Origin of the sequence: Serratia sp. UGAL515B_01 (assembly GCF_033095805.1) — a bacterium.
In the GTDB taxonomy this organism is placed as follows: Bacteria; Pseudomonadota; Gammaproteobacteria; order Enterobacterales; family Enterobacteriaceae; genus Chania.
The window spans coordinates 1,103,966-1,124,822 of sequence record NZ_CP109901.1; the positions used below are offsets into that span (position 1 = coordinate 1,103,966).

Annotated in this window: 16 protein-coding genes; 11 read left to right on the forward strand and 5 right to left on the reverse strand. The window is 48.9% G+C overall.

Features of this window, described 5'->3' with window-relative positions; genetic code table 11:
• Positions 1-102 precede the first annotated feature (102 nt).
• The gene (dinG, locus tag OK023_RS05200; RefSeq protein ID WP_317695544.1) at positions 103-2,304 is read left to right on the forward strand and encodes an ATP-dependent DNA helicase DinG; all 2,202 of its coding nucleotides are present in this window, start codon (positions 103-105) and stop codon (positions 2,302-2,304) included.
• Positions 2,305-2,326: 22 nt separating this feature from the next.
• On the opposite strand, the gene OK023_RS19155 is transcribed toward dinG, so the two are convergent.
• Entirely contained in the window at positions 2,327-2,740 is a 414-nt protein-coding gene (locus OK023_RS19155; protein WP_411569408.1) for a fimbrial protein, read from the reverse strand.
• 99 nt (positions 2,741-2,839) lie between these two features.
• Between OK023_RS19155 and OK023_RS05210 the strand changes: the two genes are divergently transcribed.
• The 9 genes from OK023_RS05210 (at position 2,840) to OK023_RS05250 (ending at position 16,692) form a co-directional block, all read left to right on the forward strand.
• Positions 2,840-3,472 carry an FMN-binding negative transcriptional regulator gene (locus tag OK023_RS05210; protein WP_317695549.1) on the forward strand — a complete coding sequence of 211 codons (633 nt, stop codon included), beginning with the start codon at positions 2,840-2,842 and terminating at the stop codon, positions 3,470-3,472.
• A gap of 37 nt (positions 3,473-3,509) precedes the next feature.
• Complete coding sequence (gene ybiB / locus OK023_RS05215) at positions 3,510-4,463, forward strand: DNA-binding protein YbiB (RefSeq protein ID WP_317695551.1); 954 nt, start codon at positions 3,510-3,512, stop codon at positions 4,461-4,463.
• A gap of 743 nt (positions 4,464-5,206) precedes the next feature.
• Positions 5,207-5,710: a cellulose biosynthesis protein BcsO gene (locus OK023_RS05220; protein WP_317695555.1), complete on the forward strand. Its 504-nt coding sequence runs from the start codon at positions 5,207-5,209 to the stop codon at positions 5,708-5,710.
• Positions 5,701-6,504 (forward strand): cellulose biosynthesis protein BcsQ, encoded by an 804-nt coding sequence (gene bcsQ, locus OK023_RS05225; protein ID WP_317695558.1) that lies wholly within the window; start codon positions 5,701-5,703, stop codon positions 6,502-6,504. Before OK023_RS05220 ends, bcsQ begins: the two co-directional genes overlap by 10 nt.
• A gap of 20 nt (positions 6,505-6,524) precedes the next feature.
• Entirely contained in the window at positions 6,525-8,657 is a 2,133-nt protein-coding gene (gene bcsA / locus OK023_RS05230) for a UDP-forming cellulose synthase catalytic subunit (protein ID WP_317695560.1), read from the forward strand.
• On the forward strand, positions 8,654-11,107 hold the full coding sequence (gene bcsB, locus OK023_RS05235) for a cellulose biosynthesis cyclic di-GMP-binding regulatory protein BcsB (RefSeq protein WP_317695562.1): 2,454 nt from the start codon (positions 8,654-8,656) through the stop codon (positions 11,105-11,107). Before bcsA ends, bcsB begins: the two co-directional genes overlap by 4 nt.
• Before the next feature lie 36 nt (positions 11,108-11,143).
• Positions 11,144-15,175 carry a cellulose biosynthesis protein BcsC gene (locus OK023_RS05240; protein ID WP_317695565.1) on the forward strand — a complete coding sequence of 1,344 codons (4,032 nt, stop codon included), beginning with the start codon at positions 11,144-11,146 and terminating at the stop codon, positions 15,173-15,175.
• Positions 15,176-15,177: 2 nt separating this feature from the next.
• Positions 15,178-15,663 (forward strand): cellulose biosynthesis protein BcsD, encoded by a 486-nt coding sequence (bcsD, locus tag OK023_RS05245; protein WP_317695567.1) that lies wholly within the window; start codon positions 15,178-15,180, stop codon positions 15,661-15,663.
• Between the two features lie 3 nt (positions 15,664-15,666).
• Positions 15,667-16,692: a glycosyl hydrolase family 8 gene (locus OK023_RS05250; protein ID WP_317695570.1), complete on the forward strand. Its 1,026-nt coding sequence runs from the start codon at positions 15,667-15,669 to the stop codon at positions 16,690-16,692.
• Between the two features lie 62 nt (positions 16,693-16,754).
• Here the strand turns inward: OK023_RS05250 and OK023_RS05255 are convergent, their stop codons facing one another.
• Positions 16,755-17,390, reverse strand: coding sequence for a flavin reductase family protein (locus OK023_RS05255; protein WP_317695573.1), 636 nt, complete (start codon positions 17,388-17,390; stop codon positions 16,755-16,757).
• A gap of 132 nt (positions 17,391-17,522) precedes the next feature.
• On the opposite strand from OK023_RS05255, the gene rlmF reads away from it, so the two are divergent.
• On the forward strand, positions 17,523-18,488 hold the full coding sequence (gene rlmF, locus OK023_RS05260) for a 23S rRNA (adenine(1618)-N(6))-methyltransferase RlmF (protein ID WP_317695575.1): 966 nt from the start codon (positions 17,523-17,525) through the stop codon (positions 18,486-18,488).
• A 73-nt stretch (positions 18,489-18,561) separates the two neighbouring features.
• Here the strand turns inward: rlmF and glnQ are convergent, their stop codons facing one another.
• From glnQ to glnH, 3 genes are all read right to left on the reverse strand, one after another.
• On the reverse strand, positions 18,562-19,284 hold the full coding sequence (gene glnQ / locus OK023_RS05265) for a glutamine ABC transporter ATP-binding protein GlnQ (protein ID WP_317695577.1): 723 nt from the start codon (positions 19,282-19,284) through the stop codon (positions 18,562-18,564).
• Positions 19,281-19,940 carry a glutamine ABC transporter permease GlnP gene (gene glnP, locus OK023_RS05270; RefSeq protein ID WP_317695580.1) on the reverse strand — a complete coding sequence of 220 codons (660 nt, stop codon included), beginning with the start codon at positions 19,938-19,940 and terminating at the stop codon, positions 19,281-19,283. Before glnP ends, glnQ begins: the two co-directional genes overlap by 4 nt.
• 139 nt (positions 19,941-20,079) lie before the next feature.
• A complete protein-coding gene (glnH, locus tag OK023_RS05275) occupies positions 20,080-20,823 on the reverse strand; it encodes a glutamine ABC transporter substrate-binding protein GlnH (protein ID WP_317695582.1) in 744 nt (247 codons plus the stop codon).
• Positions 20,824-20,857 lie beyond the last annotated feature (34 nt).

Consider the following 20,857-nt stretch of genomic DNA (forward strand, 5'->3'; position numbering starts at 1 on the left):
GCGGGAGTGGTCGCATGATAGATAAGTCAAGGGTAACTCAAGCTGACGTCGTTGGCAGTCTGTGGGACAATAGCGCCATCATTTCGTTTAGATAAGAGTTGAATGGCGCTCTCCTCCGCAGTTAAAGATCAAATTGGCCAGTGGTACAAAGCCCTGCAACAGCAAATACCGGATTTTATTTCCCGAGCTCCCCAGCGGCAGATGATTGCTGAGGTAGCTAAAACGCTCGCCGGAGATTACCCGCGTCATTTGGCAATCGAGGCACCCACTGGCGTGGGCAAAACCCTCTCCTATCTTATCCCTGGGATTGCTGTGGGGCGAGCAGAGAGCAAACCACTGGTTGTCAGTACCGCCAACGTAGCACTCCAAGATCAGATCTACAGTAAAGATTTACCGTTGCTGCAAAAGATTACCCCCGACCTGAAATTCACTGGTGCGTTTGGCCGTGGGCGTTATGTTTGCCCGCGTAATCTGGCGGCAATGAGTACCGATGTGGCTGAGCAGGGCGACTTGATGCTGTATCTGGATGAAGAAGAGCTTGCTCCTTCTAGCGGTGAGGAGCAGGCGTTATGCCAAAAACTTTCGAAAGCGCTCAGTCGTTACGAATGGGATGGCTTACGCGATCACTATCAGCAATCGATCGACGATCCTCTCTGGGCCAAGCTGAGTACCGACAAGGCTAACTGCCTGGGGCGAAATTGCTATTATATTCGTGAATGTCCGTTTTATATCGCACGTAAAGAAATTGAAACTGCTGACGTGGTGGTGGCTAATCATGCGTTAGTGATGGCGGCGTTAGAGAGCGAATCGGTTTTGCCAAACCCGAAAGACCTGTTGCTGGTTCTGGATGAGGGCCACCATCTACCGGAAGTGGCGCGGGACGCGTTGGAAATTGACGGTGAGATCACCGCGTTGTGGACCAGCCTGCAGCTCGATATGATCGCGCGTCAGGTGGAGCACTGCATGACCCAGTATCGGCCAAAGAGCCCGCCGGGCCTGGCGAACAGCGAACGGTTGAAAAACCACTGTGAAGAATTACGTGAACTGAGCCAGGCTTTTGAGCAGCAGGCCAGTGCCTACCTGCCGCCGGATAGCAGCAATGCTGAATATCGCTTCGAAATGGGTGAACTGCCAACGGAAATGGTAGAGGTTTGCGCGCGCCTGTTCAAACTGACGGATGCCTTGCGCGGCCTGGCCGAATTCATCCTTAACGATCTCACTGAACAAACCGGCAAACACGATATTGTGCGGCTGCACCGCAGCATTATTCAGATGAACCGCACACAGGGATATTTGGAGGCAATGAGCAAGTTATGGCGGTTGGCGGCGATGGATAAATCATCCAATGCGCCGATCTCCAAGTGGGTAGCGCGTGAATTGCGCGATAATGTTACTCACCTGTATTTGCACTGTGTAGGCATCCGCGTTAGCGATCAGCTGGAAAAAATGCTGTGGAAAAAAGTGCCGCACGTGGTGATCACTTCTGCCACACTGCGTTCGCTGAACAGTTTTTCGCGTTTGCAGGAAATGAGTGGTCTGAGTGAAAAGGCAGGCGATCGTTTTGAAACGCTGACCTCGCCGTTTAATCATGTTGAGCAAGGGAAAATCGTTATTCCTAACATGTGTTTTGAGCCAGCGATAACCAATGAGGCTGAGCATCTGGAGGAAATGGCACGTTTTTTCCGTGGCGAACACGCTAGTGGTAAGCATAAAGGGATGTTGATCCTATTCAGTAGCCACCGCGCGATGCAGACTTTTCTCAGCTATGTGACCGATCTACGCCTGATGCTTTTGGTGCAGGGCGATCAGCCACGTTATCGCTTGGTGGAGGAGCACCGTAAACGTGTGGCGAAAGGAACAGCCAGCGTTTTGGTAGGGTTACAGTCGTTTGCTGAAGGGCTGGATCTGAAAGGAGAACTATTGACTCAGGTACATATTCACAAAATCGCTTTCCCGCCCATTGATAGCCCGGTGATCCTCACTGAAGGCGAATGGCTGAAGTCGCTTAAACGCCACCCGTTTGAAGTGCAGAGCCTACCGAGTGCTTCGTTTAATCTGATCCAACAGGTTGGCCGTCTGATCCGCAGTAACGAGTGCCACGGTGAGATTGTGATTTACGATAGGCGCTTGTTGACTAAAAGCTATGGCTCACGGCTGTTGGCCGCATTGCCGGTATTCCCAATCGAACGTAGGAGTGTTCCTGAAGCGGATAAAGCCCATAAAGCAGCGTTAAAATCTGCTGCTGCGGCCACCAAGAAAGAGAAAAAAGGCAAAAATCCTTTTGCTCGCCACCGCGTCCGTTAGCCATAGTGGGCTGGTAAATGTTTTAGCGATAATTGACTTGGAAGCTCACCGTTGCATCGAATTCCCCTTCGACTATTTTCCGCTCTTTTATTGCGGAGGAGCGCCCTTGAAGATAAGCACTGAATTCCAGTTTATTGTTTCCTTTAACCAGAACGGTGGCGGCGGTAGGCTGGTTTAAATTCACTTCTTTCCCTGAGCCATCGAATAGCGCAATAGCGACACCTTTGGTGTCATTACTCACCACCAGTTTACCGACTAATTCTTTGTCTTCTTCACCCAAAAAGGTCTCATTTGCCGTTTTGAATAGATCTGGCTTACCGTTTTTTAGGGTAATGAAAAACGGAACGGCGGTGTTATGCCCATATAGGAATAACGTTTTGGTATTTACCGTAGCATGTAGGCGGCAAGTCTGAAAGTCGGCAGGAGCATAGCTCACTATGTGACGGGTGCGAATGGACGAAGCCAACCCCCCATACAACTTGAAGAATGAAGGGTATATATTGTATTCCCCTCTATGATAAGGATATTGACCGCTATGTATCAACCTATCTCATTTCGTGAAAACGATCTGAATGCTCAATTGGCATTGGTACGGGCCAATCCATTGGGGATGCTCATCAGCTATGGGCAGCATGGCCTACTCGCCGATCCTGTTCCTTTTCTGATTGATACCGACGAGCACGGTTTGGTCACACTTAGAGCCCATGTAGCGCGAGCGAATCCACATTGGCAAGTGCTGCAAACGGTTCAGGAGTGTCTGGTCGTGTTTCAAGGCAGCGAAGGTTATATCTCGCCCAGTTGGTATGCAACCAAGCGCTTAAATGGTAAGGCGGTACCTACATGGAATTATGCTGTGGTGCAGATGTGGGGGATGCCGAAGATAATACAAGAGCTATCTTGGCTGCGATGCCAGTTGTCTGGGCTGACCGCTTTGCAGGAAAGCAAACAGCCAGATCCATGGTGTATTGATGATGCCCCAGCAAGCTATATGGCTGCCCAGATGAAAGGAATTGTCGGGATTGAAATTGTGGTGACTCGGTGTGAGGGAAAATGGAAAATGAGCCAGAACCGCAATACCGAAGATGTAGATGGTGTGATTGCCGGGCTGCGGCAAGGGGATAGCGAGCAACAAAAGTTAGCTGATGAAGTTGAACAGCGTCGGGGATAAAACACGCTTGGTGTAAATAAAATCAGCGGAGCGAACGATGGATTACAGCAAAATTATTAAAGAAATAGGTCGTGGTAAGCAACACGCTCGCAATCTGGATCAGCAAACGGCTTTCCAGCTTTATCAGGCGATGTTGGCCAATGAGGTTCCTGCATTGGAACTGGGGGGCATTTTGATTGCTCTACGTATCAAAGGAGAAGCCGAGAGCGAAATGCTGGGTTTTTACCAGGCAATGCAGCAGCAGGTGATGCGTCTGCAAAAGCCGCAGGGCCGAGCGATGCCGGTAGTGTTGCCGAGTTACAACGGCGCGCGCAAACAGGCTAATCTGACGCCTTTACTGGCGCTGTTGCTGGCTCGGGTGGGGTTACCTGTGGTAGTTCATGGCATAGTAAACGACATTACCCGGGTGACCAGTGCAGAAATTTTCCGCGAGCTCGGTATTCCCTGGTCGGAGGATCCTTGTCATGCTCAGCAGCGGTTAGAGGATGGGCAGCCGGTATTTATCCCCGTGTCTGTACTTTCATCTGCTTTGGAAGCTCAACTCGATCTGCGCTGGAAAATGGGGGTACGTAACAGCGCTCATACCCTTGCCAAGCTGGCTACGCCGTTTGGTGATAGTGATGTATTACGCATCGCCAGCGTTTCCCACCCAGAATATGTGGGGCGCGTTGCTTCGTTTTTTTGCCAGATTGGGGCCCGCGGTTTATTGATGCATGGTACCGAAGGGGAGGCGTATGCTAACCCTGTGCGTTGTCCACAGATCCACGCTATTGCTGAGGGGCAACAACGGATCCTACTGGAACGGCAACAGTTGGACGTTACGCTTGAGTTACCCACGGCTAAAGACGCTGAAACCACCGCACGTTGGATAGAGCGTTGCCTAGCGGGAGACGTGGCGATCCCTGATTCTATTGCGCGACAAGTCGCCTGCTGCTTAGTGGTTAGTGGCCAAGTGGAGACTTTGGCGCTGGCGTTGGAAAGGCTACGTTAATTAGGCGGTGTTCTTCAGCGACGCTGCAATATACACGCTCAAATGGTTCCTCAGCCCAGCGGGTCGGGTGTTATGTTTGAACAGAGTTCCTGTCTATCCCCTTGATAACGCGTTTTCGAGGCGGCGAGGTCATTACCGACAGTTAAGGACATATCACAAAAACAATGCCGAAATACAATACTGTGAAAAATCATGTGTATCGCTTTAAAGGGGTAGATTACACTCGAAACGTCCACTACGAGCATCAATATAGCCAAAAAGTAAACTTGGTAAGACAACAGATTGTTGAAGAACATCTTCTCTATTTTTCTACTGCTTTGTTGTAAAACGAGACTTGTAAGCTACGCTATCTAAACTGCCAGAGGAGAGTTCTTGAGATATTCGAACGCTTATACCCGTCATACTTTAAGTTGCCCAGGTGTTGACTACGCTCTGCCGTCCCAATTCTCACGGTAGGCTATGCTCCGAGGAACGTCAGACCTTGCCGTGTACAAGCAACTCGAATTATTTAGAGTATATCTGGATGTATTTAGGGGGATGAATCACGTTTTTGAACATAAGTGATTATATCTAAGTAACTTCAAGTTGCATGTCGATGGCGATTGAGCGACAAATTTGCCCAGAGCAGATTTGAATGTTGCTGATGATGCCTCGAGTAATGCAGCCAACACCGCTGCAACTTGAAGGACGACGGGTTGGTATGCATTGATCGGGTGCGAAGGATAATCTTACAGGTGTAGATTATGAGCAAATATGATGATGTGCAGCGGTTTAAAGATAAAATCAATATGAAAGATATTGATTATAAAGAGTTTCCAAAGGAGGATGCTACAGCGCTAATCAAACGTTGGGCTATTGTTGAACAAGTTGCAGGAAATGGTGGAACCGTTTCTTCCATCTTGCAACCCACCCTCACAAATGCGACAGAGTTTTCTTCGGGTTTGCAGCCACAATCTCAGCCAGTTACCAACGTAAAAGAAAATAAAGCGGTTCCTGGTCATGTTGAACGTACCGTCCCGATTACTGCTAAAGTTAATCATCCTCCCCGACAGGAAACACCGCCAGTTTCTTCTGTTCAGAGCCATCATTTTAATTCCTCTTATGCCGGACAGGCCGCTGTTCCGCAGTCTGACGTTAAACGTTTTAAAAATATGTTTAGTAAGAAAACATCACCTGCCGGTGATAGAGAAGCCGATCGTAATACATTACTTAAACCATTATTAGAGTCTATTGCCTCATGCCGTTAGTCTGTGTCTGTTCTCCGAAAGGTGGTGTAGGGAAAACCACGGTTACTGCTAATCTGGCTTATGCATTAGCCCGCAGTGGTAGTAAAGTGTTAGTTGTTGACTTTGACCCGCAGAATGCGCTTCGCCTCCATTTTGGTGTCCCTATCTCCGATAACCGGGGTTTTGTTGCCCAGTCAGAAACATTATCTGACTGGAGTCAGTTTATCCTGAAGGTTGGGCCCAACCTGTTTGTCTTGCCTTACGGTGAAGTCACCGAAGAAGAGAGACTGCGGTTTGATGATAATTTATTAAACGAACCGATGTTTATTCAACGGGGCCTGAGTGCAGTGTTGAAAATCCCGGGAATGGTGGTTATTGCTGATATGCCTCCGGGGCGTAATGCCGCTATACAAGCTATGCAAGTTGCCGCTGATATGCGCATTATGGTTTTGTTGGCTGATGCAGCATCTCTTAGTCTATTACCCGGTATAGAACAGCATAAATATATGAGTCAGTCTGGCGATAATGGCGTTGGTGAATATTACATCGTTAATCAGAGTGATATGAGGCGAACCTTGAGCAGGGACGTGACGCATTTCCTGGAGCAACGTCTGCAAAACAGGTTGTTGGGCACTATCCATCGTGATGAATGTGTCCCTGAAGCTAATGCATCACAGCGGGCAATAATGGACATCAGTCCCGTTTCGGCCGCAGCATTTGATCTCGATCATATTAGTAAAAAGGTAGCAGTTATTTTAGGGCTTAGTGTGGGAGATGGGTCATATCATCATACTACGTCTATTTACAGCTCTTAGTAGGGATAGTCTGGTTAGCTATGAATAAAATACTCTTTTATTTCTTACTACTGTTGGCTTTACCTTTTATTTTGCTGGTTATCATTGCGCCAATGAACAGTGATAATCAGTACATGTTTGGCTTTATCTGTATTGCCATCGTGTTTGTTTTAGGGTTCAGTAAAAGTAAAAAAGCCACCCTGATAATGATCGTCATGTCCACATTGATGTCGTTACGCTATATATACTGGCGCTCTACAGAAACCCTGCATTTCAACAGCACATTGGAGGCTGTGCTTGGGATTGCCCTATTTTTGACCGAACTATATGCGTTGGTCATTTTGCTGTTTGGCTATATCCAGACAACCTGGTCATTAAAAAGAACCATTGAACCGCTGCCTGAAGATACATCGTTGTGGCCCACGGTAGATGTTTATATCCCGACATATAATGAAAGCATGGATGTTGTTCGTGATACCGTGCTGGCAGCTCAATGTATTGACTACCCCAAGGACAAGATGAAAATCTATGTGCTTGATGACGGCAAGCGCAGTGAGTTTGCTGTTTTCTGTGCCGATGCTGGAGTGGGATATATCACCCGTACGAATAACAACCATGCTAAAGCCGGAAACCTGAATAATGCCATGACAGTGACTCAGGGCGAATTAATCACTGTGTTTGACTGCGATCATGTCGCCACACGTGCTTTTTTACAGGCAACGGTTGGCAGTTTCCTGGTTGATGAGCGCCTGGCATTGATTCAGACCCCACACTATTTCTATTCTCCCGATCCGTTTGAACGCAACCTGACCGAGGCCAGAAAGGTTCCCAATGAAGGGGCATTATTCTATGGGCCGGTTCAGCAAGGGAATGACAACTGGAATGCGACTTTCTTCTGCGGCTCATGCGCTGTTATTCGCCGTTCTGCGCTTGAAGAGGTGGGGGGGTTTGCGGTTGAAACTGTTACCGAAGATGCCCATACGGCGTTGAAAATGCAGCGTCGAGGCTGGAATACCGCATTTCTGTCGCTTCCCCTGGCGGCAGGTTTGGCAACTGAACGGTTGGGGCTACACGTGATCCAACGCACCCGTTGGGCTCGGGGGATGACGCAGATTTTCAGGGTCGATAACCCATTACTGGGCAGAGGGTTGAACTGGCAGCAACGCTTGTGTTATCTGAACGCAATGCTGCATTTTCAGTACGGGTTGCCTAGGGTTATATTCTGTGTGGCCCCCTTGTTTTACCTACTGTTCAACTTGAACATCATTGCCTCATCGGCTGGGCTGATTTTTGCCTATGTTTTACCGCACCTGGTGATGTCGATTTATATCAACTCCAGAGCTAACGGGCGTTATCGCCACTCATTCTGGGGTGAAATATATGAAACGGTGATGTGTTTCCATCTGGTTATTCCAACTCTGCTGACTCTTATATCGCCCAAACATGGCAAGTTTAACGTGACGGATAAAGGAGCGTTGCTGGACGTCAACTACTTTGATTTCCATATTGTGCGGCCGCATATTATTGCAGTGATATTACTATTGTTAGGTAGTGCTTGGGGCATCATTCGTATGGCAATGCCGGATCACTTTGGTGCCAATCCCCAAGTTATTATGCTCAATATTGCTTGGGCTAGTTTCAGCATGATTATCCTGCTGGCTTCGATTGCAGTGGCAAGAGAAACGCGCCAGGTTAGAAAAACTATACGTGTTGAGGCCTCACTGCCCGCCGTAATTTATTTTGCCAGCGGTGCAGCTATGCGTACGGAAACCGTCGATCTCTCTATGGGTGGTGTAAAGTTGAAAACCCAGGATGAGCGTTTCCTGAAAGAGCCGATCGAAGAAGTGGAATTGGCATTACAGTCGGGCAGTGTGAGTTTCCCGGTGGAATTGATAGATGCCGATAAATCGGTTGTCCGTTTGATGTTCAAAGAACTGTCTATCGAAAAAAGACGTGAGCTGGTGCGAGTGGTATTAGCGCGAGCTGATGCCTGGATCCGTACAGAGCCTTACCCACGCGATCGGCCATTGCGTTCATTGTTGGGTATCATTCGTTGTATTTTCGAATTGTTCTATTTCTCTTGGCAGGATCGTCGGGAGAGAAAACAGCAGAAAAAAGAGCAGAAGAAACAGCCGAGTGTAGAACAGGTTCAGGAAAAGGAACAAACGGTATGAGCCTGTTGGAAATAGCGCCGCCAAGAAAACGCACTGGGTTTATCGCCATGTTAAGCAGTTTGGTGCTGTGGTTTAGCTTGGCTGATTCATCGATTGCGGCAGATCCCCAGCCTCTTCCTTCATTAGCAAATCCTCAGTCTCTTCCTCAATCGGCTGATGGCAACAGCAATATTCAGAGTTTTCCCTTCTTACCCAGGCCTGCGGATGCTCTACCTGAGGAAACTTTATCCGTTGGTACCGAAAAGAATGTTGCCAGTAACCGTGCTGATCCCCCAGCAGTGGCGCTTAATCAGTCGGTTGTCTCTTCGCTTACTGTGACAGAGATGGGGCAATCGGCGGGGCTGATGCTGAGTAACTGGCAACGGCAGTCGGGGGTGACTTTTACCTTGCCCATAGATTGGGTTGTGACTGATGGGAACCTGATACTGGATATTGAAGTATCGCCAGCGTTGATGGAGAGCAATACAGAATTGCATCTTATGCTGAATGGTCAACCGCTCAATACATATAGGTTAAACCAACTCCATGAAGCCAAGTTGACCTATCGTGTCCCCATTCCGGCAGCGATGATTGTCTCGCGTAACAACCTGAGCTTCAGCATAGAGAATGGCACTAATGCGCCGATGGAGTGTGAGAGAGGGGTTGCCAACAAATATTGGGTCAAGGTATTACCAACCAGCCGTTTGCAGTTGGAGAGTCAGGTACTGAATATTGGCCAGAATATGGGTTACTTTCCACGTCCATTTTTTGATCCGCAAGCAATGCAATCTTCCACCGTAGATGTGGTTTTCAGCCAGGCGAAACGGCCTGAGGACGTTGTGGCTGCTGCCATAGTCAGTTCGTATCTCGGCAAGGTGACGCGTTATAACAACCTTGATTTCCAAGTTTTGCAGGATGCGTTACCTGAACAAAATGGCATTATCTTTGCGCGTCCAGGGGAAAAGATTGGTGAATTAACGTTGCCACAGGCCGAGGGGCCGACGCTCCAGATCATCGATAACCCAATAAACCCAGTGTTCAAACTGCTGTTGGTGATGGGGCGAAATAGTAACGAGATGCGTCAGGCTGCACACCGTTTGGTAAGCCAACCATTACCTGAAAAAGCGGCAACGTTAGCGGTAAAACCTGTCGATATTCCTGTACGTTTACCTTACGACGCCCCCCGTTGGATTGATACCAGCAAGCCCGTCAGTTTTAGCAATCTGGTCGCGAATGCGGATGATCTTACCGTTACTGGTGTGTTCCATGATGCAGTACGTGTTCCTTTCCGTGCCGCACCGGATCTGTTTATGTGGGATGGCAGAAACGTCCCTTTGCAAATTGATTACCGTTTCCCGACAGAAAGTTGGATCGATGAGACTAAATCGCAGCTCAGCGTTACTTTGAACGGGGCATTCTTGCGTAGCTTGCCGGTTAACCAACGTGGTTTGTTGGAGCTATTGTGGCATCAATTTGGTGGTGATATTCGTCAGGAAAGTGCCAGCATACCTTTGCCGCCTTATCTGATTTATGGCGATAACATGCTTGAGCTCTATTTTACCATCGTACCGAAAGACAGTGCTGCCTGTAACCCAACAGCCAGCGACACCATCAAGAGCCATATCGGGCCTGATTCTTATATTGATTTAAGCCAGACCTATCATTTTACCGAGTTGCCTAATCTGTCCTATTTTGTAGGTGCCTCTTTCCCATTCTCCAAATTGGCGGATTTTTCGCAGACAATCCTGCTACTGGCTGCAAAACCGACGGCAAATGAAATTCGGACGTTGCTGAATTTAGCCGCTCAATCTGGGGCGGCAACAGGGAGTGCCATCAGTCATGTTGATATTCGTTTTGGCTTACAAGGCAATGAAAGTGAGAATGCAGCGTTCAAGGGACAAGATGTGCTGGTGGTCGCTTCATTGGAGCAAAAGGATCTTTATCAGCGTTTATTGCAAGGCGTGCCTTTTATCCAAAAGGAAAGTGGAGCACTGGCGGTGAAAGATCAATCCGCATTGGACAAACTGCGTTCTTATCTTGCGGGGAATTGGCGTACTCAGGGGATCGATGCCGATCGTTATTTATCTTCAGTGAATGAGTGGCGGGGATTTTTCAGTTTCCGTTCTGTCTGGGATCCACAGCGGGTAGTCGTGGTAGCTAGCGCTTCTTCAGACGATAAACTGAATAAAATCTATTCTGACCTGAGGTTGTCAAAGGTCAATGCTGGGATACGTGGCGATTTGGCAGTGATCACCGATCAAAACGGTGTGCGCAGTTTTCAGGTTGGCCAGCAGTTTCCAAGTGGGGAGCTTCCTTGGTATCTGATCTTTATCTGGTATGCCAGTAAGCATTTTGTGCTGTTATCGCTTACCGGCTTAGGGATTTCCATCGTGTTGGGTCTAAGTCTTTATACCCTGCTGCGTAAACATGCCACTAAACGTCTGGGGAGGGATGCGGAAGATGAAAACTAAAATAACTCTCGGCCAGATGTCAGACAGGAGTTGTTCATGGAATATAACCAATTGAACATATTGTTGAAAAAGAAAATTTTCTGGCTCTCTTGGGCTGGGCTGACGGTATTCTCTGCCCCTGTGCTGGCGGCGGATGCTAATCCGGCGTTGAAAGCGCTGTTCCAGCAAGCAGCATACTGGCATGAGAAATCTCACGATGAGCTGGCGCAGGGCGCTTTGCAGAAAATCCTGCTGATCGATGAGAATAATGCTGAGGCAATGTATCTATTATCCCTTTATGCCCAGCAGGCTGGAGATAAGACGAATGCGGAATTATGGCAGAAGAAACTGAGCGCTGTTTCGCCCAATGATCCCCGCTTACAGGCTTTAATCAGTAACAGCGCAGCGCAGTCTGTCCCTAAGAGCTTACTGACTCAGGCTCGACAGTCTGCCGCCAAAGGTGACTTTACACAGGCTATTGCCGTTTATCAGTCTATTTTCAATGGTAAACCCCCCATTGATAGCTTGGCCAATGAGTATTATCTCACTCTGGCTGGCACACCGGCCACTATACCTCAGGCGATTGACGGCCTTAAACAGCGTTTGGCTTTGCAGCCTAATGATACTCAAACCCGAGTAGTTCTAGGCAAAGTGTTGACTTACCAAGAATCGACGCGTCGGGAAGGAATAAGCATGTTGGCGTCGATGCCGCCAGATAACAGTGAAGCAGATCAGGCCTTGAAGCAGGCACTGCTCTGGCTGGCACCTCAACCAACGGATAAACCGCTGTATGATGCCTATCAGCAAAAGCATCCAGAGGATAAAACGGTTGCCGCTCATTACCAAAAAAATATTGCTGGATCGGCGAAAAGTCAGGGGTTTTCTGAACTGAATAAAGGGGATCTGAGCAAAGCCAAAAGTCAGTTTACCGCTATTTTGGCGAGCAATCCCAATGATGGCGATGCCTTGGCGGGCATGGGGTTTGCTGCCATGCGCAGTGGCGATTTCAGCCAGGCAGAGAGTTACCTCACACAAGCTGCGAAGCAGGGGGGACCACAAAGTGCACAATGGGGGGCATTGGCCAAAGACGCTGCTTTTTATGGCAGCCTGGCGAAAGCTAAGCAGGCTGCCAATGCAGGCCGGTTAGATGAAGCATTGAGCCTCAGCGCGCCACTGATCAGTGCCACGGGGGAGAAAGGCAACGCGGTGACTATGTTCCGCGCGGATGTAGCCCGTAAGAAGGGTGACTTTGCCAATGCAGAGCAAATGTACCGCGGCTTGTTGACACAGAATCCACAGAATAATGATGCCAAACTGGGTCTTTACTATCTGTTACTGCAACAGCGTGATAAGGGTAAAGACGCAGAGAAGGTACTACAAACCATCCCTGAAAATCTTCGGCCCAAAATCCCGCAGGTAGTGGCTGGAGTGAATGTCGACCCATTGCGCAAGCAGGCTGCAGCTGCAATGGAGAATAATGAGCCCCAACGAGCGATGGCGCTCCTGCAGCAGGCGTTGGAAAAACAACCTTCGAATGTGTGGGTTCGCTTGGATATGGCACGTATTCTGAATAAACAGGGACAAGAACTTCAAGCTCAAACCTTGATTTCTCCGCTTATGCAGGTTGGTGCTTCGGCAGACAGTCTTTACGCGGCGGCCTTGTTTGCCTCTGAGCGTAATGACTGGTTGAACGTCTCTACCCTGATGGCACGTATTCCGGTGGCAAGGCAAAGTATCGCTATGCGGGGATTAGCGGCAACTGCATCAGCAAATCAACAGCGTACCAGTGCAGAAAACTATCTCAAGCAGGGTAACACCGCCGGTGCGATGACAATTTTGCAGAAGTTGGCTCAAAAACCCCCTTCAGAACCTGCCGCACTTGGGGAGTTAGCTAAAGACCTGATGGAAGTGGGGGATGTTTCCACGGCTGTACAGTTGGTTCGCGACAACATGCGCCAGGGTGTGAAAGGAAATGCGGGTGATTATGCAAGCCAGATCGACGTGCTCAATCAGGCGGGCTTAGGCCAGGAGGCGGATGCCTGGCTCAATAACCCAGCACTAAGGGCTCGCAGCTCATCAAAAGATATCAGCCAACTGCGTATGGGCAGTGTCATTAACGAGGCAGATAAACTGCGTTTGCAAGGGCAATACGGTGCCGCCTATGACAAGTTGATTGGTGCTTTACAGAGTGACCCACAAAACGCAGGCATCATGTTGGCCATGGGGCGCCTCTATCAATCTGGCAACATGAACAAAGAAGCAGGGCAAGTCTACAATTATTTGCTTAGCCGCGATGGCCTTAATCAGGGGGCGAGAGAAGGTGCCGTTGGCGTGGCATTGTCAGAAGGGGATATTGAACGTGCTAAGCAATTGGTGCGTGGACTGCCAGCGACCAAAACGCCAGACCAACTGTTATTGGCTGCCCGTGTCGCCGAGGCTGATGGCAGCTATCCGCAAGCCTTAGCGTTGTTACGCGAGGCAAAGAATCGTATGAATGGCCTTGGCTCAGTAGCCGGAGGGGATACTGCAATGATTGGCGGATTGAGGCTGGCGGATAATCCTTTTGCCACGCAGAGCGTTTCGTCACCAACGCTGAATACGGCTTCCTCTTCGGCTTATGGTGAAGTTTTGCCTTGGCAGGTAGCTGCGCCGGGTCTGGCGGGCGGATACACAAAGGCTCAGCAGCACACGCCCGAGACGGTGGCTAAAAACTCGACCTTGCAGAACATTGAACAATTGATGGATGAAATACAGAGCAAGGTAGCCACTTGGGTGCAAGGTAATATTTCTCTGCGCGATAACAGCAGTGGCGAAAATGGTCTGAGTAACATCACCGAGATGAGAAGCCCAATCACGCTATCCGGCATGCCGTTTGATAATGGTCGGGTCAGTTTTGACGTGACGCCAGTGATGTTGCAATCCGGTACACCGTCTAACAGTGCCAATGTACGTTTTGGTACGGGTGCTTTGCAGCTGGCTAAAGCGGTAGAGGCTGCAACTCAGGCTTCCCTTATTGCCTCACAAAACTCGATTGCCGCAGCACAGGCGGCAAACCTGCGCTATGAGCAACTCCATGCTACGCGTGACAGTTTGTGTTCAATTAATCCCACTTCTGCTGAGTGTACCGCTGCGACGGTGGCGGAGGATCAAGCCTATGTCGAAAAACAGACTCTTGACGCACAGAGAACACAACCGCAGACCTACAATCCTAATGATTTTTATGCTGAATCACCGGGACAACAACAAGATACAGGGGTTGAACTGGCGCTCGCCTTAAGCGGCGATAGCTATAAGGTAGATGTTGGCAGTACTCCATTAGGAAGTGGAATTAGCTCTATTGTTGGTGGCGCTAAATGGTCGCCCAAGTTAAGCCAGCACTCTACGCTTGATTTGACGGTTGAACGCAGGGCCGTTACGGATAGCCTGCTCTCTTATGTTGGTAGTGAAGACATTATCACCGGTAAAAAATGGGGCGCTGTAACTAAAAACGGTGGCAGCGTTAATCTTGGGTTCGATGATGGTGTTGTGGGTGCCTATGGCGGTGCGGGGTACTACAGCTATATAGGTGACAACGTTGCCAGCAATAAGAGTATCACCGGGACGCTGGGTGCTTATATTCGGCCCTATAAAGATGACGAAAATGAGTTGAAAGCTGGTGTAAACGTCAATTATATGAGCTTTGACAAGAACCTGAGTTACTTCAGTTATGGCCAAGGGGGATACTTTAGCCCGCAGGATTATCTGAGTATTTCATTGCCCATCGAGTTTACTAAAAAGCAGGATAACTTTACCTACGTCTTAGGGGGAAGTGTGGGGTACCAGGCTTATAACAATCAGGAAAGTGCCTACTTTCCTAACGATCCTGATCTTCAAGCCCAGTTGGAAGATCTGGTCAGCCGTGGGTACGGTATTCAGGCGAAGTATGCCAGCGAAGACAAGAAAGGCATTGGCTACAGTTTGAAAGCGGGGGGAACCTACAAGGTGACGCCTAGCACGCTGGTCGGAGGGCAATTAGGTTACGATACTTTCGGCAGCTATTCCGAGAGCAGGGCTTCGCTCTATTTTAAATATCTGTTAGATGGGAAATAACCATGCAAGATATTATCAATTCGTCGTGTGAGCTTGATTATTATCGCCAACGTCAATTTAAAACGGGTTGGCAGGACCTCATTCAAGTGGTGTTTTCTGGCATTTTAGCGTCTGCCGATGATGCGGATGGACGTGATTTTCTGCGTTTGATGGGTGCCAATCTGGCGAGCAAATTGCCATTACCCGCTGCGGAGACAGTGGGCGAGCTGGAAGATGGTCTTAATGGCCTGTTGCGCCATTTTGATTGGGGAAGGGTGCAGATTGATCCAACGCCAGAGCAACTGCTTTTGACGCATTATGCTTATCCTCGCAGTGACGATCCTGATAATGAGTCCATCTGGGCAGTGTCTTTTGCTACGGTGCTGGAAGGTGCCTATGAAGCTTGGCTGTTGGCCCAAGGTGGAGAGCCCCATGTTTCTCTTCGCTGGTGCGGTCCAGCTGAGGAAAATACGCTGATATTTCGCTACAAAAATGAGCAACGAAGGTAGGTTATGGTGGCTAAACATACGCTCGGCAGAATCAAAATACTTATTGTTATGATAGGCGTCTGGTTATCTTTTGGTACGCTTGCTCAAGATGTTGGTTGGTTGCAATATAAACAGCGCTTTTTGTTGTCGGACGGGCGTATTGTTGACACTGGTAATAATCATATCAGCCATAGCGAGGGGCAGGGATTTGCCATGTTGCTAGCGGTCTATAATAACGATCAGGCTGCTTTTGACAGTATTTGGCAATGGACAAAAGCCAATCTTTATCGTGAAGATATTGGCTTGTTTTCCTGGCGCTATCAGCCAGGGCAGCCAGACCCTATAGCGGATAAGAACAATGCTACCGATGGTGATATTTTTATTGCCTGGGCCTTGCTGGAAGGGGGAAAGCAGTGGGACGTAACAGCTTATCGTGATGCTTCGGCGGAAATTCAGAAATCTCTGCTTAGACACACTTTGGTGAGCTATGCCGGTTATCAAGTGATGCTCCCTGGCGTGAACGGTTTTAAACAAAACGACTTTGTGATCGTTAACCCTTCTTATTTTGTCTTCCCTGCTTGGGAAGCATTCTACCAAGATACTAATCTACTGGTATGGAAGAACCTCAGTGACGATAGCCTGGCATTGCTTAAAAAAATGATGTTCGGCAAACAACAGCTCGCCACAGATTGGGTTTCGTTACAGGCTGATGGGCAAGTGACTCCAGCAAACGGCTGGCCAGCACGGTTTGGCTTTGATGCCGTGCGTATCCCACTCTATATCCACTGGTATCAGATGAGTAATCCGACGCTTTCGCCATACGTCAGTTTTTGGCGTGGTTTTGATCGCCGTTCTGCACCGGCCTGGATCGATGTTCTCAGTGGCCAGCGGTCTGAATATAATCAAAGTCAAGGAATGAGGGCGGTCAGAGATTTGGTTGTTGGGGATAGCGGACCACTCGTTAACCGTCTTGATCCTGATGAAGATTATTATTCTGCCAGTTTGCATCTTTTGGCCTATTGGTCTCAAAGGAACCTTTTCCTGCGCTGACATAGCCTAATAATGCAGAGAGTGCATATGCCTCTCTGCTTAGCGCGATTCTTACTGCAACTTTATTGGCGTATATCCGGGCGTAACAAATCAAAACGGCACAGGTCAGAAATACCGTAATAAGCGCTGGGGCCACCGGCACGTAACACGGGTTGTGCAGCGGCTGTTTGATAGATGCCATTTTCATCCAGTAAGGTGGGGGCAATATGCACGGCAACCACTTCCCCTAATACCAACCAGGTATTCACTTTTCCTCCTGTGGCGTTTTGTAATTGAATACACTGTGTTAGCCGACATTCGAAATTGACTGGGCTTTCTGCCACTCGTTCAGCTTTTATCCGTACGCCTGTAATAGGCGTTAATCCGGCAAAGGTAAACTCATCTTCACCTCGTGGTAGTGAAGCAGAACTTTTGTTCATGGCTTCTGCCAAGGGGCGCGTTACCAGATTCCAGACAAACTCGCCTGTTTCTACGATGTTGGCCACGCTATCTTTCCAACCTGTGCTGGCAAAACCAATAATAGGAGGGTGGTAGTTGAAGCAATTAAAGAAACTGTAAGGGGCCAGATTGCGTTGCCCGCTGGCACTGAGAGATGAAATCCAACCAATTGGGCGTGGGCCAATAATCGCGTTCAGTGGATCGTGCGGTAGACCGTGACCGGCCGCTGGCTCATAGTAATAACGTGATTCACTGTTCACAAGTGCTCCAGTCAGCAAAGGACGAGCTTCTATTTTGGCGCATTTCAAGCCGATTGTAAGCATCTACCGTCTTTTTTAATGGCCTTTGTGCTATCTTACGCGACAGAAAATCCTTTCAGAGAGCCTGTCCCAGTGGAAAAAAAGAAAAGTTTCCCGCAGCAAAAAAGCGGATTGCATCCACGTAATCGCCATCGCTCACGCTATGATTTTCCCGCGCTGATTGCCAGTTGCCCAGCGCTGGAACCGTTCGTGAAGCCTAATGCCTGGGGTGATATATCCGTCGATTTCGCCGATCCTGCCGCAGTAAAAATGCTTAATCGAGCTTTATTACAGCACTATTACGGTATTGAGCACTGGGATATTCCCGCTGATTATCTTTGTCCGCCAATTCCAGGGCGCTCGGACTATGTACATCATCTCGCCGATCTGCTGGCAAGCAGTCATGGTGGTGAAATACCTCGTGGCAAAGCCGTCGCTATTCTGGACATAGGCATAGGGGCAAACTGTATTTACCCTATTATTGGTCAGCGTGAATACGGTTGGCGTTTTACCGGTTCAGAAACCGATCCTGTCTCTCTTGGTGCCGCCAAAATGATTGTTGCCATGAACCCGACATTGAAAAATACCGTACGCCTGCGGCAGCAGAAACACCCTTCGGATATTTTCAACGGTATCATTGGTGTGGCTGAACGTTTTGATGCGACGCTTTGCAATCCACCATTTCATGGTTCTGAACAGGAAGCGCAAGCCAGCACCCGGCGCAAACTGCATAAGCTCGGTAAGGGGGAAGTAGCAGATAAACCGATACAAAATTTTGGCGGGAAGCATAACGAACTCTGGTGTGAAGGTGGCGAAGAGGCCTTTGTACGTAAAATGATTGAAGAGAGCGTGGGAAAAGCGCAAAACTGCCTATGGTTTACCTCGTTAATCTCTAAACATACTACATTGCCCGCTATCTATTGGGCTTTAAAACAGGCCTGTGCCGTTGAGGTACGCACTATTGAAATGGCTCAAGGCCAAAAAATCAGCCGTTTTGTTGCCTGGACATTTCATAATGCCGAACAACAAGCCGCTTGGGCGGAAGAACGCTGGCAATAAGCTGAACGTTGGTGCAATAGAACAAAAACCCCACAACCCAGTACGGGTCGAGGGGGAAGCTGGAGCCAAATAATCAGGACACGTGTTGCAAAAATTCGCGCAGGCGTGGACTCGGTGGGTTGCTGATCAGCTCATGCGGATTACCGTCCTCTGCAATCCTTCCTTTATCGATAAAGATTAGGCGTGATGCCACTTTCTCGGCAAAGCCGACTTCGTGGGTGACGATCACCATTGTCATTCCTTCTTCTGCCAGATCCTGCATTACCTTTAATACTTCGTGGCGCAGTTCAGGGTCCAGGGCAGATGTCGGCTCGTCGAACAACATCATCTTCGGTTTCACTGCCAGAGCACGAGCGATGGCGACGCGCTGTTGCTGTCCACCAGAAAGTTCGGAAGGGTAGTGGTGTGCTCGCTCTGCCAGGCCGACCTTGGCTAACAGTTCTCGAGCCTGTTTCTGTGCTGCATCTTTTTTCATGCCACGGACGCGGATTGGACCAAAAGCTACGTTTTCCAGCGCGGTCAACTGTGGGAACAGGTAGAACTGTTGGAAGACCATACCGGCCTCTTGGCGGATCAAGCGATCGTCTACTTTGGGGTCATTAACCTTTAAGCCATCCACTACCAATTCACCGCTGGTGATTTCTTCCAGCTTGTTGATGCAACGTAACAGCGTAGATTTACCCGAGCCAGAAGGACCGATGATCACCACGACCTCGCCCTGGGTAATTTTCAGGTCAATATTGTGTAGCACCTGGGTCGGGCCAAAGTGTTTGGATACGTTTTTAAATTCAATCACAGGATTTTCATCCTTCTTTCCAGACGACGCAGAACGAAGCTCAGCACCAGGGTAATAATCAGATAAATAACCGCCACCGCGCTCCAGATTTCCAGCGCACGGAAGTTACCCGCAATAATTTCCTGACCTTGTCGGGTCAGCTCAGCAACGCCGATAACGATAAACAGCGAGGTATCTTTGATGCTGATGATCCACTGGTTACCCAGTGGTGGAAGCATACGGCGAAGCGCCAGCGGCATTATCACGTAACGAATGGTTTCGCGACGGGACAATCCCAGCGCCAGGCCTGCTTCACGGAAGCCGCTGTGAATAGATAGCACAGCGCCGCGCGTAATTTCCGCAATATAGGCACCGGAGTTGATCATAATGGTGACAACCGCAGCGCTGAAAGGGTCGATACGCAAATTGCTAAATGCCATTGGCAGGGCAAAGTAGATAAACATCACCTGCACAACAATGGGAGTGCCGCGGATCACTTCAATGAATACCAGTGCTACGTGGTTAGCGATCCAACCGCCGTAAATGCGGGCGAAACCGGCGATAAGGCCGATGATCAGGCCGCCAATCAGACCGAGGATCGAAATCCACAGAGTCATTTTGGCACCTTCTAACAGAATAGGGATGGCGGGCCAAATGGCGCTCCAGTCGAACTGCATGGTGTTTTCTCCCGGCGATCTCAAACAAGAGGATCATAAAGTGCGAAACACAGAGGGACGTTTCCCCGTGCTCAAATGTCCGTTAGCTGTGCTCGTGTGCAATTAAGGGGCACCGCTTAATATTGACTCATTTGATGAATTACTTAGGCTCTGTGCCAAACCACTTTTTGTAGATTTCATTATAGGTGCCGTTGTCACGCAAGGTCTTCAGTGCGGCATTCACTTTCTCACGCAATTCGTCGCTGCCTTTTGGGAAGGCTATACCGTATTGCTGGGCTTCTTGTGATTCGCCAACGGTTTTAAACTTGCCAGCGCCTGCCGTTTTGATGAAGTAGAGGATGTTTGGCGTATCGTGCAACACCGCATCAGCACGCTTGGTAGCTAACTCCATGTAAGCGTTATCGATGTTTGGGAACTGGCGCAGATCTTTAGTTTTTATGTGCTGCTTGGCGTAATCAACGGAGCCGGTACCGCTCTTCACTGCGACAACTTTGCCATCAAGGTCAGCGATGCTTTTTACGCTGTCATTATCAGCATTCACCATCACTAGCAGGCCGCTTTTGTAATAACCGTCAGAGAACTCAATCGCTTTCTTACGTTCTTCGGTGATAGTAATACCGGCAAGCGCCAGATCGACGTTTTTGGTTTGCAGTGCCGGAATGATACCGCTGAAATCCATTGGTTTCAGGGTGTAATCCAGTTTCAATTCTTTAGCGATAGCTGCCCACAGATCGATATCAAAACCAACATATTGATTACCCTGCTTAAATTCAAACGGAACAAAAGCGGTGTCTGTGGCGACAACCAGTTTATCTGCTGCCTGGGAACTCACTGCAAAGGCCAGAGAAAGTGCGGCAAGTGAGGCTTTTAAAATAGACTTCATAAGAGGAATTCCTTTATAGGTTGCTGATTGCCCA